Origin of the sequence: Butyrivibrio sp. INlla21 (assembly GCF_900116875.1) — a bacterium.
Classification (GTDB): Bacteria; Bacillota; Clostridia; order Lachnospirales; family Lachnospiraceae; genus Butyrivibrio.
Genome location: NZ_FPCC01000008.1, coordinates 23367 through 44917, shown reverse-complemented (window position 1 = coordinate 44917; position 21551 = coordinate 23367). Strand labels below are relative to the sequence as shown.

The 21551-nt window shown below is 43.5% G+C and carries 21 protein-coding genes; 20 read left to right on the top strand and 1 reads right to left on the bottom strand.

Annotated features, from left to right (window positions below; all coding sequences use genetic code 11):
* Nucleotides 1-17 precede the first annotated feature (17 nt).
* From glnA to BM377_RS06230, 18 genes are all read left to right on the top strand, one after another.
* The gene (gene glnA / locus BM377_RS06315) at nucleotides 18-1352 is read left to right on the top strand and encodes a type I glutamate--ammonia ligase (protein WP_092245426.1); all 1335 of its coding nucleotides are present in this window, start codon (nucleotides 18-20) and stop codon (nucleotides 1350-1352) included.
* A gap of 19 nt (nucleotides 1353-1371) precedes the next feature.
* Nucleotides 1372-1923 (top strand): ANTAR domain-containing response regulator, encoded by a 552-nt coding sequence (locus BM377_RS06310; RefSeq protein WP_092245421.1) that lies wholly within the window; start codon nucleotides 1372-1374, stop codon nucleotides 1921-1923.
* Between the two features lie 199 nt (nucleotides 1924-2122).
* Nucleotides 2123-2410: a flagellar biosynthesis anti-sigma factor FlgM gene (gene flgM / locus BM377_RS06305; protein ID WP_092245418.1), complete on the top strand. Its 288-nt coding sequence runs from the start codon at nucleotides 2123-2125 to the stop codon at nucleotides 2408-2410.
* 51 nt (nucleotides 2411-2461) lie between these two features.
* A complete protein-coding gene (locus BM377_RS06300) occupies nucleotides 2462-2980 on the top strand; it encodes a flagellar protein FlgN (RefSeq protein ID WP_242948110.1) in 519 nt (172 codons plus the stop codon).
* A 128-nt stretch (nucleotides 2981-3108) separates the two neighbouring features.
* Nucleotides 3109-4767 (top strand): flagellar hook-associated protein FlgK, encoded by a 1659-nt coding sequence (flgK, locus tag BM377_RS06295; RefSeq protein ID WP_092245415.1) that lies wholly within the window; start codon nucleotides 3109-3111, stop codon nucleotides 4765-4767.
* Nucleotides 4768-4822: 55 nt separating this feature from the next.
* Nucleotides 4823-6670, top strand: a complete 1848-nt coding sequence (locus tag BM377_RS06290; protein ID WP_177223821.1) for a flagellar hook-associated protein FlgK — start codon at nucleotides 4823-4825, stop codon at nucleotides 6668-6670.
* 197 nt (nucleotides 6671-6867) lie between these two features.
* Complete coding sequence (locus BM377_RS06285; protein WP_092245409.1) at nucleotides 6868-8973, top strand: flagellin N-terminal helical domain-containing protein; 2106 nt, start codon at nucleotides 6868-6870, stop codon at nucleotides 8971-8973.
* Between the two features lie 97 nt (nucleotides 8974-9070).
* Nucleotides 9071-9526 carry a flagellar assembly protein FliW gene (gene fliW / locus BM377_RS06280; protein ID WP_092245406.1) on the top strand — a complete coding sequence of 152 codons (456 nt, stop codon included), beginning with the start codon at nucleotides 9071-9073 and terminating at the stop codon, nucleotides 9524-9526.
* 25 nt (nucleotides 9527-9551) lie between these two features.
* A complete protein-coding gene (gene csrA / locus BM377_RS06275) occupies nucleotides 9552-9767 on the top strand; it encodes a carbon storage regulator CsrA (RefSeq protein WP_092245403.1) in 216 nt (71 codons plus the stop codon).
* A gap of 77 nt (nucleotides 9768-9844) precedes the next feature.
* Nucleotides 9845-11032, top strand: a complete 1188-nt coding sequence (locus BM377_RS06270) for a CgeB family protein (protein WP_092245400.1) — start codon at nucleotides 9845-9847, stop codon at nucleotides 11030-11032.
* 193 nt (nucleotides 11033-11225) lie between these two features.
* Nucleotides 11226-11699 carry a flagellar protein FlaG gene (locus tag BM377_RS06265; RefSeq protein WP_242948109.1) on the top strand — a complete coding sequence of 158 codons (474 nt, stop codon included), beginning with the start codon at nucleotides 11226-11228 and terminating at the stop codon, nucleotides 11697-11699.
* Nucleotides 11700-11814: 115 nt separating this feature from the next.
* A complete protein-coding gene (fliD, locus tag BM377_RS06260; protein ID WP_092245397.1) occupies nucleotides 11815-13383 on the top strand; it encodes a flagellar filament capping protein FliD in 1569 nt (522 codons plus the stop codon).
* A gap of 59 nt (nucleotides 13384-13442) precedes the next feature.
* Nucleotides 13443-13841: a flagellar export chaperone FliS gene (gene fliS, locus BM377_RS06255; protein ID WP_092245394.1), complete on the top strand. Its 399-nt coding sequence runs from the start codon at nucleotides 13443-13445 to the stop codon at nucleotides 13839-13841.
* 17 nt (nucleotides 13842-13858) lie between these two features.
* The gene (locus BM377_RS06250) at nucleotides 13859-14338 is read left to right on the top strand and encodes a hypothetical protein (RefSeq protein WP_092245391.1); all 480 of its coding nucleotides are present in this window, start codon (nucleotides 13859-13861) and stop codon (nucleotides 14336-14338) included.
* A gap of 123 nt (nucleotides 14339-14461) precedes the next feature.
* A complete protein-coding gene (locus BM377_RS06245) occupies nucleotides 14462-14866 on the top strand; it encodes a helix-turn-helix domain-containing protein (protein ID WP_092245387.1) in 405 nt (134 codons plus the stop codon).
* A 24-nt stretch (nucleotides 14867-14890) separates the two neighbouring features.
* Complete coding sequence (locus BM377_RS06240) at nucleotides 14891-16093, top strand: HipA domain-containing protein (RefSeq protein WP_092245384.1); 1203 nt, start codon at nucleotides 14891-14893, stop codon at nucleotides 16091-16093.
* 261 nt (nucleotides 16094-16354) lie between these two features.
* Nucleotides 16355-17185: a flagellin N-terminal helical domain-containing protein gene (locus BM377_RS06235; protein ID WP_092245381.1), complete on the top strand. Its 831-nt coding sequence runs from the start codon at nucleotides 16355-16357 to the stop codon at nucleotides 17183-17185.
* Between the two features lie 244 nt (nucleotides 17186-17429).
* Nucleotides 17430-18254, top strand: coding sequence for a flagellin N-terminal helical domain-containing protein (locus tag BM377_RS06230; RefSeq protein WP_092245378.1), 825 nt, complete (start codon nucleotides 17430-17432; stop codon nucleotides 18252-18254).
* A gap of 81 nt (nucleotides 18255-18335) precedes the next feature.
* On the opposite strand, the gene BM377_RS06225 is transcribed toward BM377_RS06230, so the two are convergent.
* The gene (locus BM377_RS06225) at nucleotides 18336-19523 is read right to left on the bottom strand and encodes a CgeB family protein (protein WP_092245375.1); all 1188 of its coding nucleotides are present in this window, start codon (nucleotides 19521-19523) and stop codon (nucleotides 18336-18338) included.
* A 118-nt stretch (nucleotides 19524-19641) separates the two neighbouring features.
* Between BM377_RS06225 and BM377_RS06220 the strand changes: the two genes are divergently transcribed.
* Together BM377_RS06220 and BM377_RS06215 are read left to right on the top strand one after the other, a co-directional pair.
* On the top strand, nucleotides 19642-20721 hold the full coding sequence (locus BM377_RS06220) for a glycosyltransferase domain-containing protein (protein ID WP_092245372.1): 1080 nt from the start codon (nucleotides 19642-19644) through the stop codon (nucleotides 20719-20721).
* Between the two features lie 120 nt (nucleotides 20722-20841).
* The gene (locus tag BM377_RS06215) at nucleotides 20842-21549 is read left to right on the top strand and encodes a ribulose-phosphate 3-epimerase (protein WP_092245370.1); all 708 of its coding nucleotides are present in this window, start codon (nucleotides 20842-20844) and stop codon (nucleotides 21547-21549) included.
* Nucleotides 21550-21551 lie beyond the last annotated feature (2 nt).

Sequence of the window (21551 nt, the reverse complement as noted above, 5' to 3'; positions counted from 1 at the left end):
TAAAAATGGAGGTCAGTATGAGCAAATATACCAAAGAAGATATTTTCCGCATCGTTGAGGAAGAGGACGTAGCTTTCATAAGACTGCAGTTCTGCGACATATTCGGAATACCCAAGAACATCGCGATCGCTGCGAGCCAGCTTGAGTTTGCGCTTAACAACGAGTGCATGTTTGACGGCGTGTCCGTAGAAGGCTTTGTAAGAAGCGATGAGAGCGACATGTATCTCTATCCCGATCTAGACAGCTTCGAGATATATCCTTGGAGACCGCAGTCAGGCAAGGTTGCGAGAATGTTCTGCAACGTATATACGGTTGACGGCAAGCCTTTCATGGGAGATTCAAGGAACGTTCTTCATGAAGTTGTAAAAAGAGCTGAGAAAATGGGCCTTAGCTTCAAGCTTAATCCCGAGCCCGAGTTCTTCTTATTTGATTACGACGACGAAGGAAGACCGACCAACAAGACACATGAAAAAGGCGGATACTTTGACGTTGCTCCCGCAGATCAGGGCGAGAACGTAAGAAGAGACATCATTCTCAATCTCGAGGAACTCGGCTTCGACATCTCATCTTCACATCATGAGATCGCACCCGCACAGCACGAGATCGACTTTAGAGAAGAAGACGCCGAGCGCACTGCAGACATGATTATGACTTTCAGAATGGCAGTTAAGACAATTGCCAAGAAGCACGGCCTCTACGCAACATTCATGCCTAAGCCCACAGAAGGAATCAGCGGTTCGGGCATGCACATCAACATAATCGCACATGATAAGAACGGAGATAACGTATTTGTAGACGATAAGGGAGAACTTTCCGATACAGCCAAGTACTTCATCGCCGGCGTTCTCAGCCACGTTAAGGCAATGACACTTGTCACAAACCCCATCGTCAATTCATATAAGAGACTTGTTCCCGGCTACGATGCACCGGTCAACATCTCATGGTCTTCTTCAGGCGCCAACAGAAGCGCTCTTATCAGAATACCTTCAAAGCGCGGCAAGGACACAAGAATCGAACTCAGAAACCCCGATTCAACCTGCAATCCTTACCTTGCGATCGCACTTATCCTCGCAGCAGGCATGGACGGAATCGAAAAGAAGATGACTCCTCCCGAGGAGCTTGGCGACAATCTCAAGAACGCAACCTACGACGACCTCAGAGAGAGCGGACTTGAGACACTTCCCATGACACTCGGCGAAGCGATCGACGCATATCAGGACGATGAATTTGTAAAAGAAGTTCTCGGACATTCCATATTTAATAAGATACTCGACGCAAAGCGCAAGGAGTGGAAAGACTTCCGCACCTGCGTAACTCAGTGGGAGATCGGTAGATACCTGAACATTTTCTAAGGAAGTCTGAGGCTTATCAGTGAACATTATCATTGCTTTTGCAAAATCGGAAGATGCGCAAAATTTCAAAAGCATATTGAGCCGTGGCGGATATGACGGAATTGTAACCTGCACTTCGGGAGCGCAGGCTCTTTCCGCTATGGAAGACCTTGGAAGCGGAGTCGTTATTTGCGGCTACCGCTTAAGTGACATGCTCTATTCTGAGCTTGCCGTCGACCTCCCCAAGTTTTTCCAGATGCTCATGATAGCCTCCCCCGATAAAGCCCCGATAGATAACAGCGGCGACAAGCTCGTCTACCTGCCGACACCTCTTAAGAAGGCCGATCTCTTTTCCACCCTTGAGCTCATGCTCGAGGGCGTTACCAGGAGCAGGAAGAAGGCCAAAGAGAAGGCTAAACAAGGCAGATCCGATGAAGATAAGAAGATAATTAATCAGGCAAAAGAGATCCTGATGGACAGACACCATATGACGGAGCCCGAAGCTCACAAATATCTTCAGAAGTGTGCCATGGATTCCGGAACGAGTTTAAAGGAGACAGCCGAGATGGTTATCTCGTTATCGGCAATTTGAATTTTTTTACTCTTTTTTATAAAATTAATCTAAAGTTTTTTCTAAATAATCCGATAAAGATAATGTAAAGTGTAAAAAGGTATGCACACCTTGGGTATTTAAGCCATTTCTTTTTTTCAGGAAAAAAGACTAAAGAAATGACAACTTCTTCCGATAAAGATAGTAAGAAGTAAATGCTCCAAGGAAGGAGGAAAAAGATATGCGTATAGAAGCATACAGTCAGGTACAGCAGATTTACTCGAACAACAAAGTAAATAAGGCTCAGCAGACCAAGAAGCCCGGAGACGTAAGAGACACTGTTTCTTTCTCTTCTATAGGTAAAGATATCCAGGTTGCTAAGCAGGCTGTTAAGGCAGCTCCCGATGTTAGGGAAGATGTCGTAGCAAAGTTTAAGAATGCTATTAAGAACGGCACTTACGATGTTAGCGGAGAGGATTTTGCTAATAAGTTACTGGCTAAGTACGACGAAGCAAACGGGCTCGTCTAATTAAGTCTAATTAAATAAAAAGATAAATGAAAATAACGGAGGATGATTCCAGTGGCAAGTCTTATGGAAAACTTGGTTGACGTGCTCGACCGAGAATGTGCAAGTTACGAGAAATTGCTGGGGTTATCTAGCCGCAAGACCTCCATCATTGTTGAAGGCGATCTGGCGGCACTTGCTAAAATCACGGATGAGGAGCAGTACATAATAGGTAATATCCAGTCCCTCGAAAAACAACGCGAAGCAGCTATGAAGGATATTGCGAATGTACTTAACAAGGATGTTGATTCATTAAAACTGACCGATCTGATCGCAGTACTTGAGAAGAGACCGCAGGATCAGAAGAACCTGGCATTGCAGCGCGATAGACTCGTTGGCGTTGCGGGAAATGTCAGACGTGTAAACGGCCAGAACCAGGAACTTTTAAAGAGTTCACTGGAGATGGTGCAATTTGAGATGAACATCATCCAAGCCTCAAAAAGAGCTCCGGAAACGGCAAATTATTCAAGAGCTGCAGGCACTACGGGCGATGTTATCGGTTACACATCGGGCGGGTTTGATGCAAAGCAATAAAGTACCACTTGAGTACAACGGTGGTACTAAGGCATGTAGATAAACCCACCGATAAATACCGATAATCGCGGTAGTGTCTTTTTTGTACCCAAAATTAGTGGTTTTTGTAAAAGAAATGAGGTAAGCCCATGTCACTTATGGCTAACTTATATGTTGGAAGCTCGGGACTTCAGGTTTCGCAGAACGCATTGAACACCACAGCTCACAACATGGCAAACATAGATACCGAAGGATATACAAGACAGCAGGTATCACAGGGAACCAGAGCATACCAGACTCTGGAAAAAAAGAATGAATGTATCGCCTGGAAACAGATCGGAACCGGCGTTAACTATAATAACTGTAAGCAGGTAAGGAGTGAATTCCTCGACAAATCCTTTAGGAAAGAGTCGGGAAGAAGCGCCTTTTATGACGTGTCTAAAAAGACACTCGAAGAAGTTGAAGATCAGCTCCAGGAAATGAACGGAACAGAGTTCGCTGAGTCACTCAACAACCTCTGGACAGCGGTTCAGGAGCTTGCAAAAGATCCTTGCTCGGCAGTAACGCAGAGCGCAATGGTAACAAGAGCAAACGAATTCCTTACAAGAGCAAAGAGCGTATACGACGGACTTACTTCTTATCAGCAAAACCTCGACACAACAGTATACGACATCGTTAAGAACATCAATAAGATCGGTGACAAGATAAAAGAGCTCAATGAAAAGATAGTAGATATCGAATCGGGCAAGCAGGAAAAAGCAAACGACCTTCGAGATGAGAGAAACAACCTTCTCGATCAGCTCGGAAAATACGGAAAGATAGATTATTCCGAGGATATCTTCGGAAACGTATCGGTTTACTTTGAGGGATCAAGCTTCATAACAACAGACCATGTAAATCACATCGGAATAGATACAACGCTTGAAAGCTCGGTCGGATATGCAACTCCTTATTGGGAGTACGCAGCACGTACAGAGATCGACAAAGACGGTGATGAGATCGTGGTTTCGATAGACGGAGCACACATCTATGACCTCACACAGACAATCTCGACTTCAACCGATACCGATATAGGAAAGCTTAAGTCAGTTCTTTTGGCAAGAGGCGATCACAACGCAACATATCACGACATCGTTGAGAGCGAAGATTACTACAACAGCAACATCGCACAGTCGGTTATCATGAACGTTCAGGCTGAGTTCGATCAGATGATCCACAACATCATGACAGCCATCAACGAAGTGCTTGAAGAAGCTGAGAGTAATCCCGCAACGATCGACAACACACTCGGAACGGTTAAGGATTTCGACCTCTTCATAGTTGCAAACCCCGAGGACAGAGTCCTTTACGATATGGGAAAAGAGCATCCGGCAGGCTCGGTTTATACAGGCTTCACGATCAATAACACACAGATCAACCCCAAGTTCCTGCAGGATCCCACGATCTTCGGATTCAGAACGGTTGAGGGCAACGAAGATACAGCGACGATGACCAAGTTAAAAGAGGCTTTTACATCGGAAAAGTACACTCTTAACCCCAACGTTAGCACAAGAAACAGCTTCGTTACTTATTACAACGCACTTGTTTCACAGGTTGCCAACTCCGGAGATGTAAATAACAGTATCGCGGAAGCACAGGAGCAGACAGTTACCGCAATTTCTTCCGCAAGAGAACAGATAGTCGGAGTATCAAGCGATGAAGAGCTTGAGTACATGATCCAGTTCCAGAATGCGTTTAACGCATCAAGCAGATATATCAACGTTGTAAGCGAGATGCTTGAACACCTCGTTAACACACTCGGCTCATAACGAGCAATAAATGAAACACTCACGGACCTGGCTATTTTGGGAAAAGGAGCAAGCTATGACATCTACATTTTTTGGACTAAACATCGCTGCATCGGGACTTAGAGCAGCAAATGCAGCCCTAAACACAACAGCAAACAACATATCCAATGTAAATACCGAAGGCTACAGCAGACAGACCGTTAAGCAGGAAGCCAGCGACGCCTTAAGAGTATTTGCTACATACGGCTGCGCAGGTGCAGGTGTAGACACAATAGCCATCGAAAGAGTTAGAGACAACTTCTACGATGTTAAGTACAGAAACAACGCACAGCTCCTTGGAAACGTATCCCAGAAAAACTACTACAACAAGCTTGTTGAGCAGTATCTTAACGACGACGGAACAACAGGATTTGCATCTTTGTATAACACAATGACGGCATCACTTCAGTCCGTAATGACTGCAGCCGGAACAACAGAGAGTAAGACAGCGTACATTTCAAACGTTCGCTCCATCACAGAGTATTTTAACAACGTATACAATAACCTTCAGGGCTTGCAGGATGACATCAACTCGGAAGTTAAGCTCTGCGCCGACAGGATCAGCTCCATCGCACAGGAAGTTGCTTCACTCAATAAGCAGATCAACGTCATCGAGATGACAGGCACTGTTGCCAATGAACTCAGGGATAAAAGAGATGTTCTTTTGGATGACCTTTCCAAGATGGTCTCCATAGAAACAAAAGAGACTCCCATCATAGATGAGACACAGCCCGACAGAGAGAGCGGTGCAACAAGATTCCAGGTATGGATCTCAGGCGGATACGAGCTTGTAGATACATACGAATACAGAAGAATGATCTGTGTAGCCAGAGAAGACGACGGCGGAATGGGCCAGAACGATATAGACGGTCTTTACGACATCAAATGGGGAAGCGCAAGCTACAAGGACGGCGACCCCGTAAACGAGCTTTCGGATTTCGCAATGGATTCTAAGCTCATCGGAGGAGAGCTTCAGGGTCTCCTTGCAATGAGAGACGGAAACAACGGCAGTTATTTCTACGGAAAGAGCGGACTTGTCGATGAGAACGCAAGCCCTCTTAAAGTAACCGTTGAGGTTACCGACGAACATCTCATGGATATGACCAAGTGTGCTATTCCCGAAAACGGCCTTATCCACATCGGAGCCAAGGATTACAAGTATGACAGCTGGGAGTATGACGGATACAATGCATATACATTTACGATAGACGAAGAGAACCTTAAGAGCGTTCCCGACAGCTTTACCAACGTATCCATCGGATATGCCAACGATTATCAGGGAATTCCTTATTATCTTCAGCAGATGAACGAGTTCATCAGACAGTTCTCTGATGCGATAAACGAGATCACAAAGGGCGGATACACATCCGATTCTCAGGAAGGCGTATTCATGCTGACAGGCGCCATGGACATGAACTCTGCGGCTCAGTACAGCTACGAACAGCTCACATCAGAGTCCAAGAACAAGGGCTACTACAAGCTTCGCGGCGGCAACTTCGCTGTTAACAGCGTGCTTTTGGCAGATGCAAACAGACTTTCAACCAAGGCCGACAAGACTGAGGGTGAATCGGAATTCGGTAACCTTACCAAGTTAAAAGATATGTTCTCAACCAAGAAGATATTCAGAGGAGCAACATCAGGTGAGTACCTTACCAAGGTTCTTGCTGACGTAGCCCTTAACTCAAGCAATTCCGGAACACTTCAGGATACATACGAAGCACTCGATACAACAATTCAGAACCAGAGATTATCTGATTCCGGCGTTGACGAAGACGAGGAAGCATCAAACCTTGTTAAGTTCCAGAACGCATACACGTTGTCGTCCAAGATGATCCAGACACTTACCGAGATCTACGACAGACTAATTCTCCAGACCGGAGTATAAAATAAGCGAATCGGCTGAGCCAAGCGCCCGGCCGATTCTTTTTTTGTCTGATAATTATTACGAAAGTTCTTTTACCCCCTAAAGATATGGACGGAAACGTCCGATAATCAATGTGAGAAACTTATATGGTATACACTTGTGCACGGATGCGCATTGTTTTTTCAGACTAAGGATGGTCTACACACGGAGGTTGAACTATGCGTATCACCAACAAGATAATGCAGAATAATTCTCTTTACAATATCAATAATAACAAGGTTTCCGAGGATCAGCTTAACACCATGATGTCAACCGGCAAGAAGATCACAAGACCTTCGGACGATCCGGTTATCGCTATAAGAGCATTGCGCCTTCGCAGCAATGTTACTCAGCTTTCACAATATTATGAGAAGAACGCCAAGGACGCAGAGAGCTGGCTTAATGTCACAGCCGACGCTCTTTCTACAGTTACGTCCGTTCTTACAGACTGTGTTAAGCAGGCTACTAAGGGCGCCAACATGGACCTTACGTCAGACGATCTTTCAACCATAGTTACACAGATGGAAGCTCTGGCAAAAGAGTATTACTCAACGGGAAATGTCGACTACGCAGGAAGATATATCTTCACAGGCTACAGAACAGACACGGCTCTTACTTTTGACAGAACAACAACAGCCGACTACAAGGGAATCAACGACGAGTTCAACGCTTCAAGCATCGGCTGGTCAAGCAGAGTTACCGGAATGAGCAAGCTCGACTCTACCAACATCCTCAACATGAACGCGCAGGAAGTCAGAGAGAACGACATTCAGGAATATTCCGTAGGAAAGATCAGACTTTCCTATGACAACCTCAATTACAGAGAGAGCGATCCCAATTTCACAGCTCCCGAACTTAAGTGGAGAGAACAGCTCACTCAGCCCGCAACAAGCTCGGTTGAAGGAACTTCGGATCTTATCAACCTTACATTTACAACAACAAAGGGAGAGACACACAGAATAGCACTTCCTTCACCCGACGATCTTGCTCAGGGCGAAGCTTATACCGTTACAAGCGAAGGAATATCTTACGATGTTAAAAAAGATATCGACGGCTCTTACATCATAAAGGCATCTGAAGCTTCAGCCGATTACAGCTTCGTTATCAACAGTAACGGCGTGTACGATACAACTCAGCAGAGTGCGAACGTTCTTTCCGGACAGGTTTCAAGAGAGACAGTTCAGAAGACCACACTTTCTTTTACAAACGAAGACGGTGACAGAGTAACATTTAAGCTTCCTCTCGTTCCCGCTATCGGACAGTCCTACAAGATGAAGCTCGAGTACGAAGGCGGAACCGCTACCGCAGTGATCAACAGCGACGGAACCTACACAGTTACCGACGGCTCCAATAAGGTCAATTCCGACGGAACGATAAGCCGGAACATCATCAACGTTACAGCCAACGGAAGCGTACATTCTTCATATAAAGAGACAACTCTTGAGATCGGCGGCGCCAACCTTATATTTACAACAACATCTCAGGAAGATATAGATAGCGTGTACAGAAAGCTTGATGAGAACAAGACAGGCTCACTTGCATACCTTAACGTAGCTACAGGAGAGGTGCTCCTTAACAAGGAGCTTTCCGATAAGCTTTCGACACTTCCCGATCTTATAAATGCCAACTCAATTGATGTTGTTTATAACAAAAAAGAGTGGGAAGACGGCGATATCAAGCCTGAAAATCTGTTTAATTGCAATTATACGGATGAAAATGGCAAGACAGTGCTGTATAATAAAGGTTCAGCATCCCATGACATCGCTTATGACGTGGGATTCGCGCAGTCGGTAGTTGTAAACACCACAGCTGATGCGGTTTTCACAACAAGCGTTAAAAGAGATGTCGATGATCTCAGCACTATGGTCGGCGAACTTAAGCAGATGGAAGCAACGATCAAGATCTTAGAGGATAAGCTCAGCGCTTCTTCAAATACAGACGAAAAAGACAGGATCAAAGTTGAGATCGACGCCGCACAGAAGGCATTTAACTATCAGAGACAGAACATCCAAAAGGAGTTCGAACACAAGATAACATCGCTTCAGAAGTCTCTCGATACAGCCAACATCGCGGTTACTGACAACGGCACAAGATGCAAGAGACTCGACCTTGTTAATTCAAGACTCATGACTCAGACTACAACATTTAAGACACTTCAGTCTGAAAACGAGGACATCGACCTTGCCGAGACCGTTACTCAGCTTACATCGGCGCAGGTTACTTATGAGGCCAGCCTTATGGCTACAGGTAAGATCAGTCAGAATTCTCTTATGAATTATATCTGATCAAATAATTAAAATGTGGTAATTGTACGTTTTTACGTATATAATTAAATAAAGTGATAACAATGTATATTTTTATCAGGATTATGGAGGTTACAGCATGAAATTAAACACTAGAATTTTTGGAGAGGTTGAGATTGAAGACAGTAAGATCATTTCTTTTCCAAATGGAATAATCGGTTTTCCTGATCTTAAGAGATTTACACTTATGCATGATGAGGAGCAGGGAACCAATACGATCAAGTGGCTTCAGTCAATAGAAGAGCCCGGATTCGCAATGCCGGTTATGGATCCGCTCTTTGTTTGCCCCGATTATCAGCCTATGGTTGATAAGGAAGCAGTTTCCGATATCGGCGAGTTGGACAACGATGAGATGCTCGTGCTTGTTACGGTTACCGTTCCGCACGACCTTAAGCAGATGACAGTTAATCTCAAGGGACCTTTCATCATCAATACAAAAGAGATGAAGGCAACCCAGACTATCATTGATAATGAAGAGTATCCTGTAAAATTCCCGATCTATGATATTTTGCAGAAGAACAAGGCAAACGCTTAAATCATACTACGGGGAGGGATAGGACATGTTAGCATTATCAAGAAAAAAGAACGAAGCAATTGTAATCAACAACAACATTGAGATCACTGTACTCGATATCAGAGGAGATCAGATCAAGCTCGGAATCTCGGCTCCCAAGGATATCCCGATCTACAGAAAAGAAGTATACATCCAGATCCAGAATGAGAATAAAGAAGCAACAGATGTATCCGGAATTGAGGAACTTAAGAAATTGCTTTGAACTAGACTTACGTCGGCCGCCCGGAATAGGGCGGCCGGTTTTGCTTTGGACGGAACTTTAATTTAAAGAGGGACAGCGTGCGAATACTATATTACTACTGGGACGAATTTAACGGCGAAGACTGCATGGATGCCATGAGAAGGCTCGGCCACGAAGTCGATATGCTTAGACTGCAGCTTGAAGGCTTTGAACTTACTCCGGAGATTGACGAGAGGTTCAGAGCTCTTTTGACCAAGGAAGATTTTTTGGGCAGAAGATATTACGACATAGTCTACAGCTTCGACTACTACCCCTGCATCTCGGATGCATGCCAAAAATACAACACTCCGTATGTGTCCTGGGTTTTCGATTGCCCGCACTATACGCTTGATTCGCATACGATCACAAATCCCGTGAATAAAGTCTTCGTCTTTGACAAAGAGCGCTACAGACAGATGAAAGCCAAGGGAACCACGACTGTCAGATACTCGCCCCTTGGAGTAAACGAAAAGAGACTATCCGAGTTTTGCGACAAACTCGATGCCGAGACGGACGGGCTTATGGTCTATCAGCACGACGTCTGCTTTCTTGGAAACTTATATGACAACGAATTCAACTTTTACGATCAGGTACAAAGCCTACCGCCGGATCTAAAAGAATATATAGATAACGTTATAAACGATCAGGAAAAGATATTCGGTAAAGATCTTTTTTCCGATGAACAGGTTATAACTCCGGAGCATGTAAAAGAGCTCAGAGAATATATAAAATTTGAAGATACCGGAAACTACGACCTTAACTACGACAGCATCATCCTTGATATGCTGCGCATCAAGGTCACGGTCAACGAAAGAAGACATATACTCGAGCGGATGGGCGAAAGATTCGATTCTTTCCTTTATACACCGCCCGGAGCAAGACCCATTAAAGGTGTAAAGAACATGGGACTTGCGGATTATCAGACCAAAATGCCTCTTATTTTTAGGCGCAGCAAGATCAATTTAAATATAACGCTCCGTTCGATAATCTCGGGCGTTCCGCTACGGGTTCTCGATGTTTTGGCAGCAGGCGGTTTTCTTATTACAACTTATCAGAAAGAGATAGAGGAGTATTTCGAGAACGGAAAAGAGCTTGTGATAGCGCATACTCCGGAAGAGATGGTCAAGCTCACGGAATATTACCTTGAACATGAGGATGAGAGAAAAGAGATAGCTAAAGCGGGGCAGAAAAAAGTGTTTGAAGAGTTTGCCTATACGAAATTGCTCCCCAAAATACTGGAAGAATGATCTTTTTAATGTGTAAAATCTAAATTTTTTATTAAATTTAGCATTTTCTTTTGTCATGCGACTAAAGATTAAAGAACTTTGTCCGATATACCTTGTAAGAAATATTATGCTTATGTCCAAATAAGCTTTATGGAACGCGAAAACAAGATAAATACAGGTAAGATTCCTGATTCTGACACGGAGGTATAGGATTATGGGAATGGAAGCAATTAACGGCTACAGTCCGCTTGTTCAGCAGACGCAGCCACAGGTAAGAACACAGATAAAAGAACAGAGCCAGTCTCAGAGCGAGATTGCTGAATATGAGGCAAACGGTGCTGTACAGGGAATGGATCTCAAGGTAGAGGCAGCAGATAATTCTGCGAGCTCCAACAACGAGTCCGCTGCACAGAACTTTGCACAGAACCAGAGCAAGAGAGCAGAGACTGAGGAGCAGATCCAGGCTGACAACGCCAAGATCAAGAAAGCCATCTCTGAGATGACCAAGAAGGTTCGGTCCAATGCCGAAGCTGTTTTTGGCATACATGAGAAGACCAACAGAGTTACCATTAAGATGGTCGACAAGGAGACCAAGGAAGTTATCAAGGAATTTCCGCCTGATGAGACTCTCGATATGATCGCAAGGATCTGGGAAGTTGCAGGCATCATGGTTGACGAAAAGAGGTAACACGCAGATTTATCGGCACGACGGCATATGGATAGGCTGCCTGTCCGATGTATATCTGTTTAATTAGGAAACGGATTTCCGATCACATCTCACGGATTGAGAAAGGAGAAATGATATGCCTATCAGAATAACAGGAATGAATTCCGGTCTTGATACCGAGAGTATCATCACAGCCCTTACTCAGAAAAAGAAAGATAAGGTCGATACTTTTACGGGAGACCAGAAGAAGCTTACCTGGAAGCAGGATAAGTGGAAAGAACTTAATAAAAAGGTAGTTTCTTTTTATAACGGAACACTTAGCAATATGAGATTTGCTTCCGCTTATGTAAAAAAGACAACTACATCATCAAATGCCAATGCCGCTACGGTTATAACCGGCGACAGCGCAATGAATACCACACAGTCTCTTGATATAACTAAGCTTGCCAAGGCTGCTTATCTCACGGGAAAAGAGCTTAAGACCGTTGGAGAGAACGGAAAGAGACCTACCATGTCCACAACAATGGAAGAGCTTGGCGCCGCAACAGGTGAAGAGGGAGGACAGCTTAAGTTTAAGATCGGCGGAAGTGAGTCACATGAGTATATCACTGTTGACATTGCTGCTTCCGATACTATAGAGAATGTTCTTAGTAAGTTAAGAAGCACCAAGTCGATAGATGAGACTACCGGTTTGAGCACAGGAAAGACATTAAACGCCAACTTCGATGAGGGAACAGGAAGATTCTATATTTCTTCAAAGGAAATGGGCGAAGCAAACTCTTTTAGCATGGAAAGTACAAATGCTATGACTAAACTTGGTCTTGTTGAGGAAACGATTGAAGGCAAGTCCAATTACCAGGCAGGCAGCAGCGCAGAGATCTACCTTAACGGAGTAAAATACGAATCCAACTCCAATACTTTCCAGATCAACGGACTTACGATAACTGCCAATCAGGTTGCTTCGGATATAACACTTACGACCAAGCAGGATACAAGCGGAATCTACGACAACATCAAGAAGATGATAAAAGAGTACAACGACCTTATGAAGGAGTTCGCTACTCTTTACAATGCAGATCCTGCCAAGAAATATAAGATGCTTACAGATGATCAGAAGGATCAGATGTCCGATAAGGAAGTTGAGGAATGGGAGAAGAAGATCAAAGAAGGACTCCTTTCCAAGGACGAGACTATCGGAAACGTAAGAAACGCTCTTAAAGAGATCATGAACCAGTCCTTCGAGATCACTGACAAGAACGGTAAGACGAGTAAGTTTTCTCTTGCAAGCTTCGGTATTTCAACAGGAAGTTACTTCTCAACAGAAGATAACGAGAGAGACGTATTCCATATCGACGGAGATGCGGATGATTCCGTAAGCAGCGGTAACACCGATCTTCTCAGCGGTATGATCGCCAATGATCCCGATACTGTACAGAGCTTCTTCTCAGAGCTTTCAAAGACTCTTTACAACAAGCTCTTTGATATGATGAAGGGAACTCAGTACAGCAGTGCATTTACGATCTATGAAGATAAGCTCATGGCTTCACAGTACAGCGCTTACAACACCAAGATCTCCGATGCACAGAAAGCACTTGAGGCGGCTCAGGATAAATACTACAAGAAATTCTCCGTAATGGAGACCGCGCTTTCCAAGATCAACAGCAGCAGTTCGTCACTTGCCAACTTCTTTGGCGGCGGACAGTAATGGCATAATAAAAAACTAATCATACGGATATAATTTTACAGAAATGCGAGGGAACACATATGCCGGTATCAACAGCACAAAAAGCTTATGCTCAGTACAAAAACAATAAGGTTATGGGTGCGAGCGGCCCGGAACTTACATTGATGCTCTACGACGGAGCGATCAAGTTCCTCAATATCGCTGACATGGCAATTGAAAAGCACGACGTCCCCAAGGCCCATGAGAACATCATGAAGACAGAGCGTATCATTGACTATCTCAGGAACACTCTGGATATGAAGTATGCTGTTGCACAGGACTTCGAGAATATGTATTCTTATATTGGTAGAAGACTTGTTGAGGCGAATATTTCAAAAGACAGAGATATCATCGCCGAAGTCAACAAGCACATGCACGCTATCAGAGATAACTGGGTAGAAGTCATGAGAGCCAATAATATTGTTGTTAAGGATGCATAATTAAGGGGGACTTACGGATGCTAGCTTCAAGCCTTGATATGTTGGAAGAGAGCCTTAGGAAAAAGATCGAGATAATGACCGAGATCGAAGCCGAAAACGAGAGGCAAAAAGAGGTTCTTTCCAATCCGGACAATGTCAACGAAGATTTGTTTGACGCCACAGTCGATACGAAGGGCGAGCTTATTGATAAGCTTGTCGCATTGGACGACGGCTTCCAGTCACTTTTTGACAGGGTAAAAGAGGAAGTGGGTTCAAACAGAGAAAAGTTTGCCGATCAGATCAAACGCATGCAGGCACTTATAGAAGAAGTAACTGCCAAGAGCGCATCGATCGAAGCGGCAGAGCGCAGGAACAAAAAGCTTGCCGAAACCTATTTTGACACCGCAAGGCAGAAGATGAATGTCAGTAAGCAGACATCCGCCGCGGCATTTAATTACTATCGAACCATGAACAACTTCAAAGATATTCCACCGCAATTTTTGGATCAAAAGAACTAATGTAATATAGCGGGATTGAAAAGAGACACAAGCTTCAATCCCGTTACATTTATTGACAATAGTAACCAAATTGGGTAGTATTTTATCAGAACTATCTGATTTGGTTACCTAGAGGATTATAATATGACATATATGATAAAAGAACTCAGAAACAGCACAGGGATGACTCAAAGAGAATTTGCGGAGCACTACGGAATACCTATGAGTACGCTCAGAAAGTGGGAGCAGGGGGAGTCTTCTCCCGCACCTTATGTCATATATCTTTTGGCAGCTACTCTTCCGAGTATAAGAGCATCCATTCGTGAGATAACTGTAGGTGAAAAGAAATATTATTATGATAAAAATAAAAAAAAGATATACGACAGCGTGGGAAACGGAATAAAAGTTTCCGAGGACATTGATGGGATTAAAGAGAAAAATCTTGAGATATACATAGAGGATCTGTTTGAAGCCTTTTATAAGGCCCAGGAAAGATTTGATCGCGATTGCAGATTGGACCGGGAAGAAGATATTATATGGTCAAGATAAATTATGATTTGAAAGGAGGCATACATGAGATTAGGAAGTTCAAAAGAATATTTTTTGATGCATAAGGATATCAGAGTATGCCTTATGGATATTGATGACGAGGGTAACATAGGAAGGCTCAGACGTAATGAGGCGGAAAGCGAACATTTTCCTCTGGGAGGAAGAATGAACGATATGAAGTTTCATGAATGGTGGAGAGACCGCGCTATCCCCAAAACGAGACACGGAGCGAAGACTGCTCTTCAAAAGCTTGGATATACATCGACAAACAGTGCTCTTGTAAATAATCTTGCGCTCAGCCTTTCCGATTGTTATTGGATCATGCCAAGGGAATCGGAGTTGGAGTGGAAGGATGTTAATCTTTTTACCAATGATTTTGTAGATACTTTTGGTGAGTTGACACTTAACTCGGATTATATTATTGATCTTAGAAATAAAACCAGGTTCAACTGTGCCACTTCTCAGGGAGAACTGCAAAAGAAGTGGTGCATTGATGAATCCGGGCGAAGATATATGATAAAAGGAAACTATGGAGAATCATATCAGCAGAGCCTAAATGAGATATTTGCATCTGAATTACATAAGAAACAGGGTTTTGATAATTACACGAAATACTCGCTTGTAAAACTGCAGACAGATATGGGAAGCGAAGGCTTGGGCTGCATGAGCTATGACTTTTGCGGAGAAAATATTGAATGTATATCTGCATGGGAGTTGCTGCAGACAATTAAACTTAAACAAAACGAATCATATTATTTTCCATTAAAAGAAGTATGCATGTCGCTTGGAATGAAAGAAGAAGAATATACAAGCTTTATGGATTATCAGATAATGACGGATTACCTTATTTCCAATACGGACAGACATATGAATAACATTGCGATAATAAGAGATCCGGACACACTTAAGCTCCTTGGATTTGCTCCGATATACGATTCCGGAAATTCAATGTTCTACAATATATCATATATGGATCTTTCAAAGGTAAAGCTTTCAGATATAAAGACGCATTCTTTTGTTGAGAAAGAAGCCAGACTTCTCCAGTATATAAGGAACAGGGATTGCATAAATCTGGAAAAGACCGATATTTCTTTTGATATATATGAGAAGGATATAGTTGAAAGGAAACTCAGAATTCCATTATTAAAAGAACTTTTCGAAAAAAAGAAAATGTCACTTTTGGCGTTCCAGAGCGGGAAGGATATTTGGAAGAATAATAAATACTGATGAACAGAGGGCGTTTGCCATATATCGGCAGACGCCCTCAAATACTTTATAGCAAAAATGAAAAAATCGAATAAAATTTCATTTTTGCATATTTTTTTGAAAAAAAATTCAAATAAGGGTTAAGTACGCGCATTCACTGCCGATAATAATAGTGACAAACAAAAAACAAGCAGCCATGGAAGGGACTCCGCGTAAGCTGCACAATAGTAAAAGGATGAAAAGGCAGCACGGACGCGGGCCCCGTTCATGGAGGATTATATTATGGTAGTACAACACAATGTCACAGCGATGAATGCAAACAGACAGCTTGGAATCACAACTGGTATTCAGGCTAAGTCAAGTGAGAAGCTTTCTTCCGGTTACAAGATCAACAGAGCAGCAGATGATGCAGCAGGACTTGCTATTTCCGAGAAGATGAGACGTCAGGTAAGAGGTCTTACACAGGCTTCCGCAAACGCACAGGACGGTATCTCAGCAGTACAGACAGCAGAAGGTGCTCTTAACGAAGTTCACGATATGCTTCAGAGAATGAACGAACTTGCAGTTAAGGCAGCTAACGATACTCTTACAACATCAGATCGTAGATACATCCAGAGTGAGGTTGATGCACTTGTAAACGAGATCCACAGAACAGGTGAGGCTACACAGTTCAACGACACAAAGCTTCTTGACGGAACATTCGTTAATAAGAACCTTCAGGTTGGTTCCGACAAGGCTGACAACAACGTTATCAAGATCGACATCGTAGCTCTTACAGCTTCAGGACTTGAGATCGACGGAACAAAGGTTAACGTAACAGGTACTGACGGTGTTAATGCAAGAAACTCAATCGGAACTATCAAGGCAGCTCTTGAGAAGGTTTCAAAGCAGAGATCTGATCTCGGTGCTATCCAGAACAGACTTGAGCACACAATCAAGAACCTCGACAACGTAGTTGAGAATACACAGGCAGCTGAATCACTTATCCGTGATACAGACATGGCTGAGGAAATGGTTAGATATTCTAACAACAACATCCTCGCTCAGGCCGGCCAGTCAATGCTTGCTCAGGCAAACCAGACAAACCAGGGTGTACTTTCACTCCTTCAGTAATAAAAAACATAACCCATTTAAGCCTAGGATCGCTCCGGAAATTAAAATCCGGAGCGATTTTAGTATTTTAGAAATAATTTATAATTTATTTTCAAAAAAGGGGGTTATTTTTTTAGATTTATGGTCGATAATAATAGTGTAAACAAACAGAGATAGTTTTTAGGCCAGCACTAAGAGCTATTTCCAAAAACGAGCAAACGAGCAGCAAGGAAGCTGCCGTACAAATTCAAGGAGGAATTATATTATGGTAGTACAACACAACGTAACAGCAATGAATGCAAACAGACAGCTTGGAATCACAACTGGTATTCAGGCTAAGTCAAGTGAGAAGTTATCATCCGGTTACAAGATCAACAGAGCAGCAGATGATGCAGCAGGTCTTGCAATTTCCGAAAAGATGAGACGTCAGGTTAGAGGTCTTACACAGGCTTCTGCTAACGCTCAGGATGGTATTTCAGCTGTTCAGACAGCTGAGGGTGCTCTTAACGAAGTACACGATATGTTGCAGAGAATGAACGAGCTTGCTACAAAGGCAGCTAACGACACTCTTACAACAAAGGATCGTGACTACATTCAGTCTGAGATCACAGCACTTACAGATGAGATCAACAGAACTGGTGAGGCTACATCTTTCAACGACACAAAGCTTCTTAATGGTAGCTTTAAGAACAAGAACCTTCAGGTTGGTTCCGAGAACAATGATAAGAACCTTATCAAAGTAAGCGTCGACAAGATGACTGCTTCAGGAATCGGTGTCAGCGGAGTTACAGTAGCAGGCTCAACAGGAGCAACAGCTCGTACAGCTATGGATACAATCAAGAGTGCTCTTGAGAAAGTATCACAGCAGAGATCTGATCTCGGTGCTATCCAGAACAGACTTGAGCACACAATCAAGAACCTTGACAACGTAGTTGAGAATACTCAGGCAGCTGAATCACTTATCCGTGATACAGATATGGCTACCGAGATGGTTAAGTATTCTAACAACAACATCCTTGCACAGGCTGGACAGTCAATGCTGGCTCAGGCTAACCAGACAAACCAGGGTGTACTTTCACTTCTCGGTTAATTCTAAATGGTTCACAAGGAAAATTGGTCATTTGCATAATTGCAACTACCAAAGAGAGCCCCGTTTATTCGGGGCTCTCTTTCATTTATGCGTTTCCATTATTATTTTTATCATCGCCATTACTCTGTGAAGAACACTGTCTTCTTCACAGATTTTTTTGTATCCGTTTTGCGCGATAGCTTCGCGCTCATCGTCGTGTTCCAAGTAATAACGCGCTTTTTCGACAAGCTCGTCGACAGAGCGATAGGTTTCAAGATGAACGCCGGGAGTTAAGAATTCATCGAGCTCAGGCTGATAATTCGTTAGAAGGAAGCCTCCGCAAGCCAGGATATCCCAGATTCTCTGGGGGAGTCCCGATCTGATCGCTCTCATGGTCGTGTTTAAGTTGATCTTACTTTTTTTGAATATAATAGGCATTTCCGTGAACGACTTGGCAATGCCGCGATTTCTTATAAGCGGCGACAGCTCTTTTGTATCACTAGTTGTGAAAAGATCGATCTTATAATTTCCGATGCTTTCGGAAAGGGTATTTAAGATTTCTTTTCTCTCAAGCACTGTGATGTGTGATCCAAGATAATCGTCCAGAACTATCTGCCTGTCGAGATTTCTGATGCTGAGCCTTGATGAATAAAACTCGGGATCGGCGTCTTTTATCGCGGAAATCTCTTCATCCGTAAGTGTGTTTTCAACATATTCAAGGCCATAAATATTTTCTTTTAACTGGCGAAGCATCTTTTCTTCGAGACCGGATTCAATACCCGCAGGTAAAGAAAGTGCGGCGTACGGGTCTTTTTCGGTATAAAGAGATCCGATAAAAGAAATGTCGAAGTCATAGCCGACAGCACCCTTCGTTGTGGCATTCATCCTGTCAACGGCGCCGCCGAGCGGAAGGTGGAAAATGCAATTGGGATTGGCTGAAACAACGGATTCGTACTGCTTTTTATCGAATAAAAATACCCTGTTGTAGGGACTTTTTATCGCATTATTATAGATCTCGAGAACCGGGCAGTCCACGGAAACGCAGACGTACGGAACCTTGATCCTCTCACAGAGCATGGCGATAAAAGGAAAAAAGTTGATGGAAAAGATGAAAAGAGGCCTGTGCTCGGCGATCAAATTGCCGAGATTGGTGATCCTCTCATCCAGAGTCATGGAATCATGCTCCGATCTTCCTGTGTTGTCTTCAATTATCGTTAATCCGACAGCCTTCAGAGCATCGATATAATCAGGCTCGCAAATGCTGTCATATCTGTAAACTATCACATTCATAGACTTATTGTAGCACTATATCTGCTATAATTGATATAGGATTGTGAAAATTGCGGAAACGAGTCGTAGCAGTCCATACATCATATATGTCTTGTATTTTTGAGCATGGAGACTTTTTATGAAGAACGCGGATTTGATCAAACAGATAAACGAAATTTTGTCATACCTATACGAGAACGCAGGCGCTATGGGAAAAGACGGCGTGCGGGAGGCTTTTTTGTCTGTATATGAGACGCTGAATGCGAATCTTTTGTGTGATGAAAATAAAGATACGCTTGAAAGACTCTACAAAGAGGCCGATGAGAACATCCTTGATGTCGACAGACTGCGGATTCTTTCAATGGATGCGATCATCAGATATGCATACAGTAGCCCGGACGACGGCGTTTCCGCGGAAGTTGCGGACAGTCTGAAACAAGCGGCGGCGCATCTTGAAAAGAAAAGTATACAGCTGGATAACCTTCTTGAATATATCAGACAGGTCGATCACGTCAGAGAAAAATATCATCTAAGATACCCGACGCCTTCTGATAAGTTTGAGGGAAAGGGCGTTGTCTACACGGTCATCACCGGGGACTATGATGAAATAAACGAGCCCGAAACGGGAGACTCGGGCCTTTCGTATGTTCTTTTAACCGATAAAGAAAGACCGGATTATAAGGGTAAGTGGGAGATAAGAGTTATCGACAATCCCGATAATCTAAACAGTGTGAGGCTTTCGCGTTACCCCAAGATGTTTCCTCATATCTTTTTCCCGGAATATGACTATTCGGTTTATATCGACGGATCCTTGATCATTAAAAAAGATATTCGCACCTTTATAGACACATACAGGCGCGACTGCGGAATGATCTGCTTTGCTCATTTTTGTTCGGAGAGCATCATGGATGAGGCGGTTCTTATCGTCGAGCGCGGAAAGGCCGATAAGGCGGCTCTCGATACGCAGCTCGAGGTTTATAAGAAAAACGGATATACCGCAAAAGGATATATCGCTGAGCTTACCTGCATAGTCCGCGATCACCACGACGAGGCGCTTAAGAAGGTTATGCAGGATTGGTGGGATGAGTACATGTCCTACGAGCATACGAGGGATCAGATAAGCTTTGATTATGTAACTTGGAAAAACGGCTATGTATTTGATCTGTGCGACCTTTCGGTGTACATAAACCCGTGGCTTGAGATAGAGAAAATACATTAAGAATTTTGCCGGCAAAAAAGCCTGCAAATCCGCCATCACAGCGTATTTCTGTGGTAAAATATAAGTGGTTTTTCAGTGTTTGTGCATTTCTAAAATGTTTTGACTTGACGAGGGGGTAATATGAGTGATTTTGTTCTTACGGCGTCAATGATGTGCGCCGATTTCGGCAATCTTGAGAAGGAGGTCAAGGCGCTTGAGGCGGCCGGAATAGACTCTTTTCACATAGATATCATGGACGGTCGTTATGTCCATAATTTTGCAATGTCTTTATATGACATGATCTCGATCGCAAGGATCAGTAAGAAGCCGCTCGACGTGCATCTTATGATTGAGCACCCGAGGAATAATATAGATCTTTTCCTCAGATATCTCAGAAAGGGCGATACCGTCTACATTCATCCCGAGGCGGAGTATCACCCGTCAACGACAATCTCGAAGATAATTGATTACGGCCTGCATCCGGGCATCGCGATAAACCCCGGAACCAGCGTGGAATCTATAAGAGAGCTCCTTCGCATCGTCGACAGAGTTCTTGTTATGGCGGTCAATCCCGGCAACGCCAGTCAGATGTTTTTGCCATTCGTTGGGGAGAAGATCGACACTCTTTTGCATCTTAGGAAAAAAATGAGCTTCGAGCTTTACTGGGACGGGGCTTGCGGAGCGGATAGAATGCGCGAGTACGTGCCCAAGAAGATGGACGGCTTTGTCCTCGGAACAACTCTTTTATTCGGCAAAAGAGCTGAATACGCCGATATTATCCCGGCTGTAAGGAAACTTGATTTTTCATACCTCGATAAGGAGCCTGTACAATTCGATGATCAATACTAATC

Excerpts from the sequence above, each read along its gene's own strand:
- glnA (WP_092245426.1), top strand. The coding sequence starts at position 18 with ATGAGCAAATATACCAAAGAAGATATTTTCCGCATCGTTGAGGAAGAG.
- flgM (WP_092245418.1), top strand. The coding sequence starts at position 2,123 with ATGCGTATAGAAGCATACAGTCAGGTACAGCAGATTTACTCGAACAAC.
- flgK (WP_092245415.1), top strand. The coding sequence starts at position 3,109 with ATGTCACTTATGGCTAACTTATATGTTGGAAGCTCGGGACTTCAGGTT.
- BM377_RS06290 (WP_177223821.1), top strand. The coding sequence starts at position 4,823 with ATGACATCTACATTTTTTGGACTAAACATCGCTGCATCGGGACTTAGA.
- BM377_RS06285 (WP_092245409.1), top strand. The coding sequence starts at position 6,868 with ATGCGTATCACCAACAAGATAATGCAGAATAATTCTCTTTACAATATC.
- fliW (WP_092245406.1), top strand. The coding sequence starts at position 9,071 with ATGAAATTAAACACTAGAATTTTTGGAGAGGTTGAGATTGAAGACAGT.
- csrA (WP_092245403.1), top strand. The coding sequence starts at position 9,552 with ATGTTAGCATTATCAAGAAAAAAGAACGAAGCAATTGTAATCAACAAC.
- BM377_RS06265 (WP_242948109.1), top strand. The coding sequence starts at position 11,226 with ATGGGAATGGAAGCAATTAACGGCTACAGTCCGCTTGTTCAGCAGACG.
- fliD (WP_092245397.1), top strand. The coding sequence starts at position 11,815 with ATGCCTATCAGAATAACAGGAATGAATTCCGGTCTTGATACCGAGAGT.
- fliS (WP_092245394.1), top strand. The coding sequence starts at position 13,443 with ATGCCGGTATCAACAGCACAAAAAGCTTATGCTCAGTACAAAAACAAT.
- BM377_RS06250 (WP_092245391.1), top strand. The coding sequence starts at position 13,859 with ATGCTAGCTTCAAGCCTTGATATGTTGGAAGAGAGCCTTAGGAAAAAG.
- BM377_RS06245 (WP_092245387.1), top strand. The coding sequence starts at position 14,462 with ATGACATATATGATAAAAGAACTCAGAAACAGCACAGGGATGACTCAA.
- BM377_RS06240 (WP_092245384.1), top strand. The coding sequence starts at position 14,891 with ATGAGATTAGGAAGTTCAAAAGAATATTTTTTGATGCATAAGGATATC.
- BM377_RS06235 (WP_092245381.1), top strand. The coding sequence starts at position 16,355 with ATGGTAGTACAACACAATGTCACAGCGATGAATGCAAACAGACAGCTT.
- BM377_RS06230 (WP_092245378.1), top strand. The coding sequence starts at position 17,430 with ATGGTAGTACAACACAACGTAACAGCAATGAATGCAAACAGACAGCTT.
- BM377_RS06225 (WP_092245375.1), bottom strand. The coding sequence starts at position 19,523 with ATGAATGTGATAGTTTACAGATATGACAGCATTTGCGAGCCTGATTAT.
- BM377_RS06220 (WP_092245372.1), top strand. The coding sequence starts at position 19,642 with ATGAAGAACGCGGATTTGATCAAACAGATAAACGAAATTTTGTCATAC.
- BM377_RS06215 (WP_092245370.1), top strand. The coding sequence starts at position 20,842 with ATGAGTGATTTTGTTCTTACGGCGTCAATGATGTGCGCCGATTTCGGC.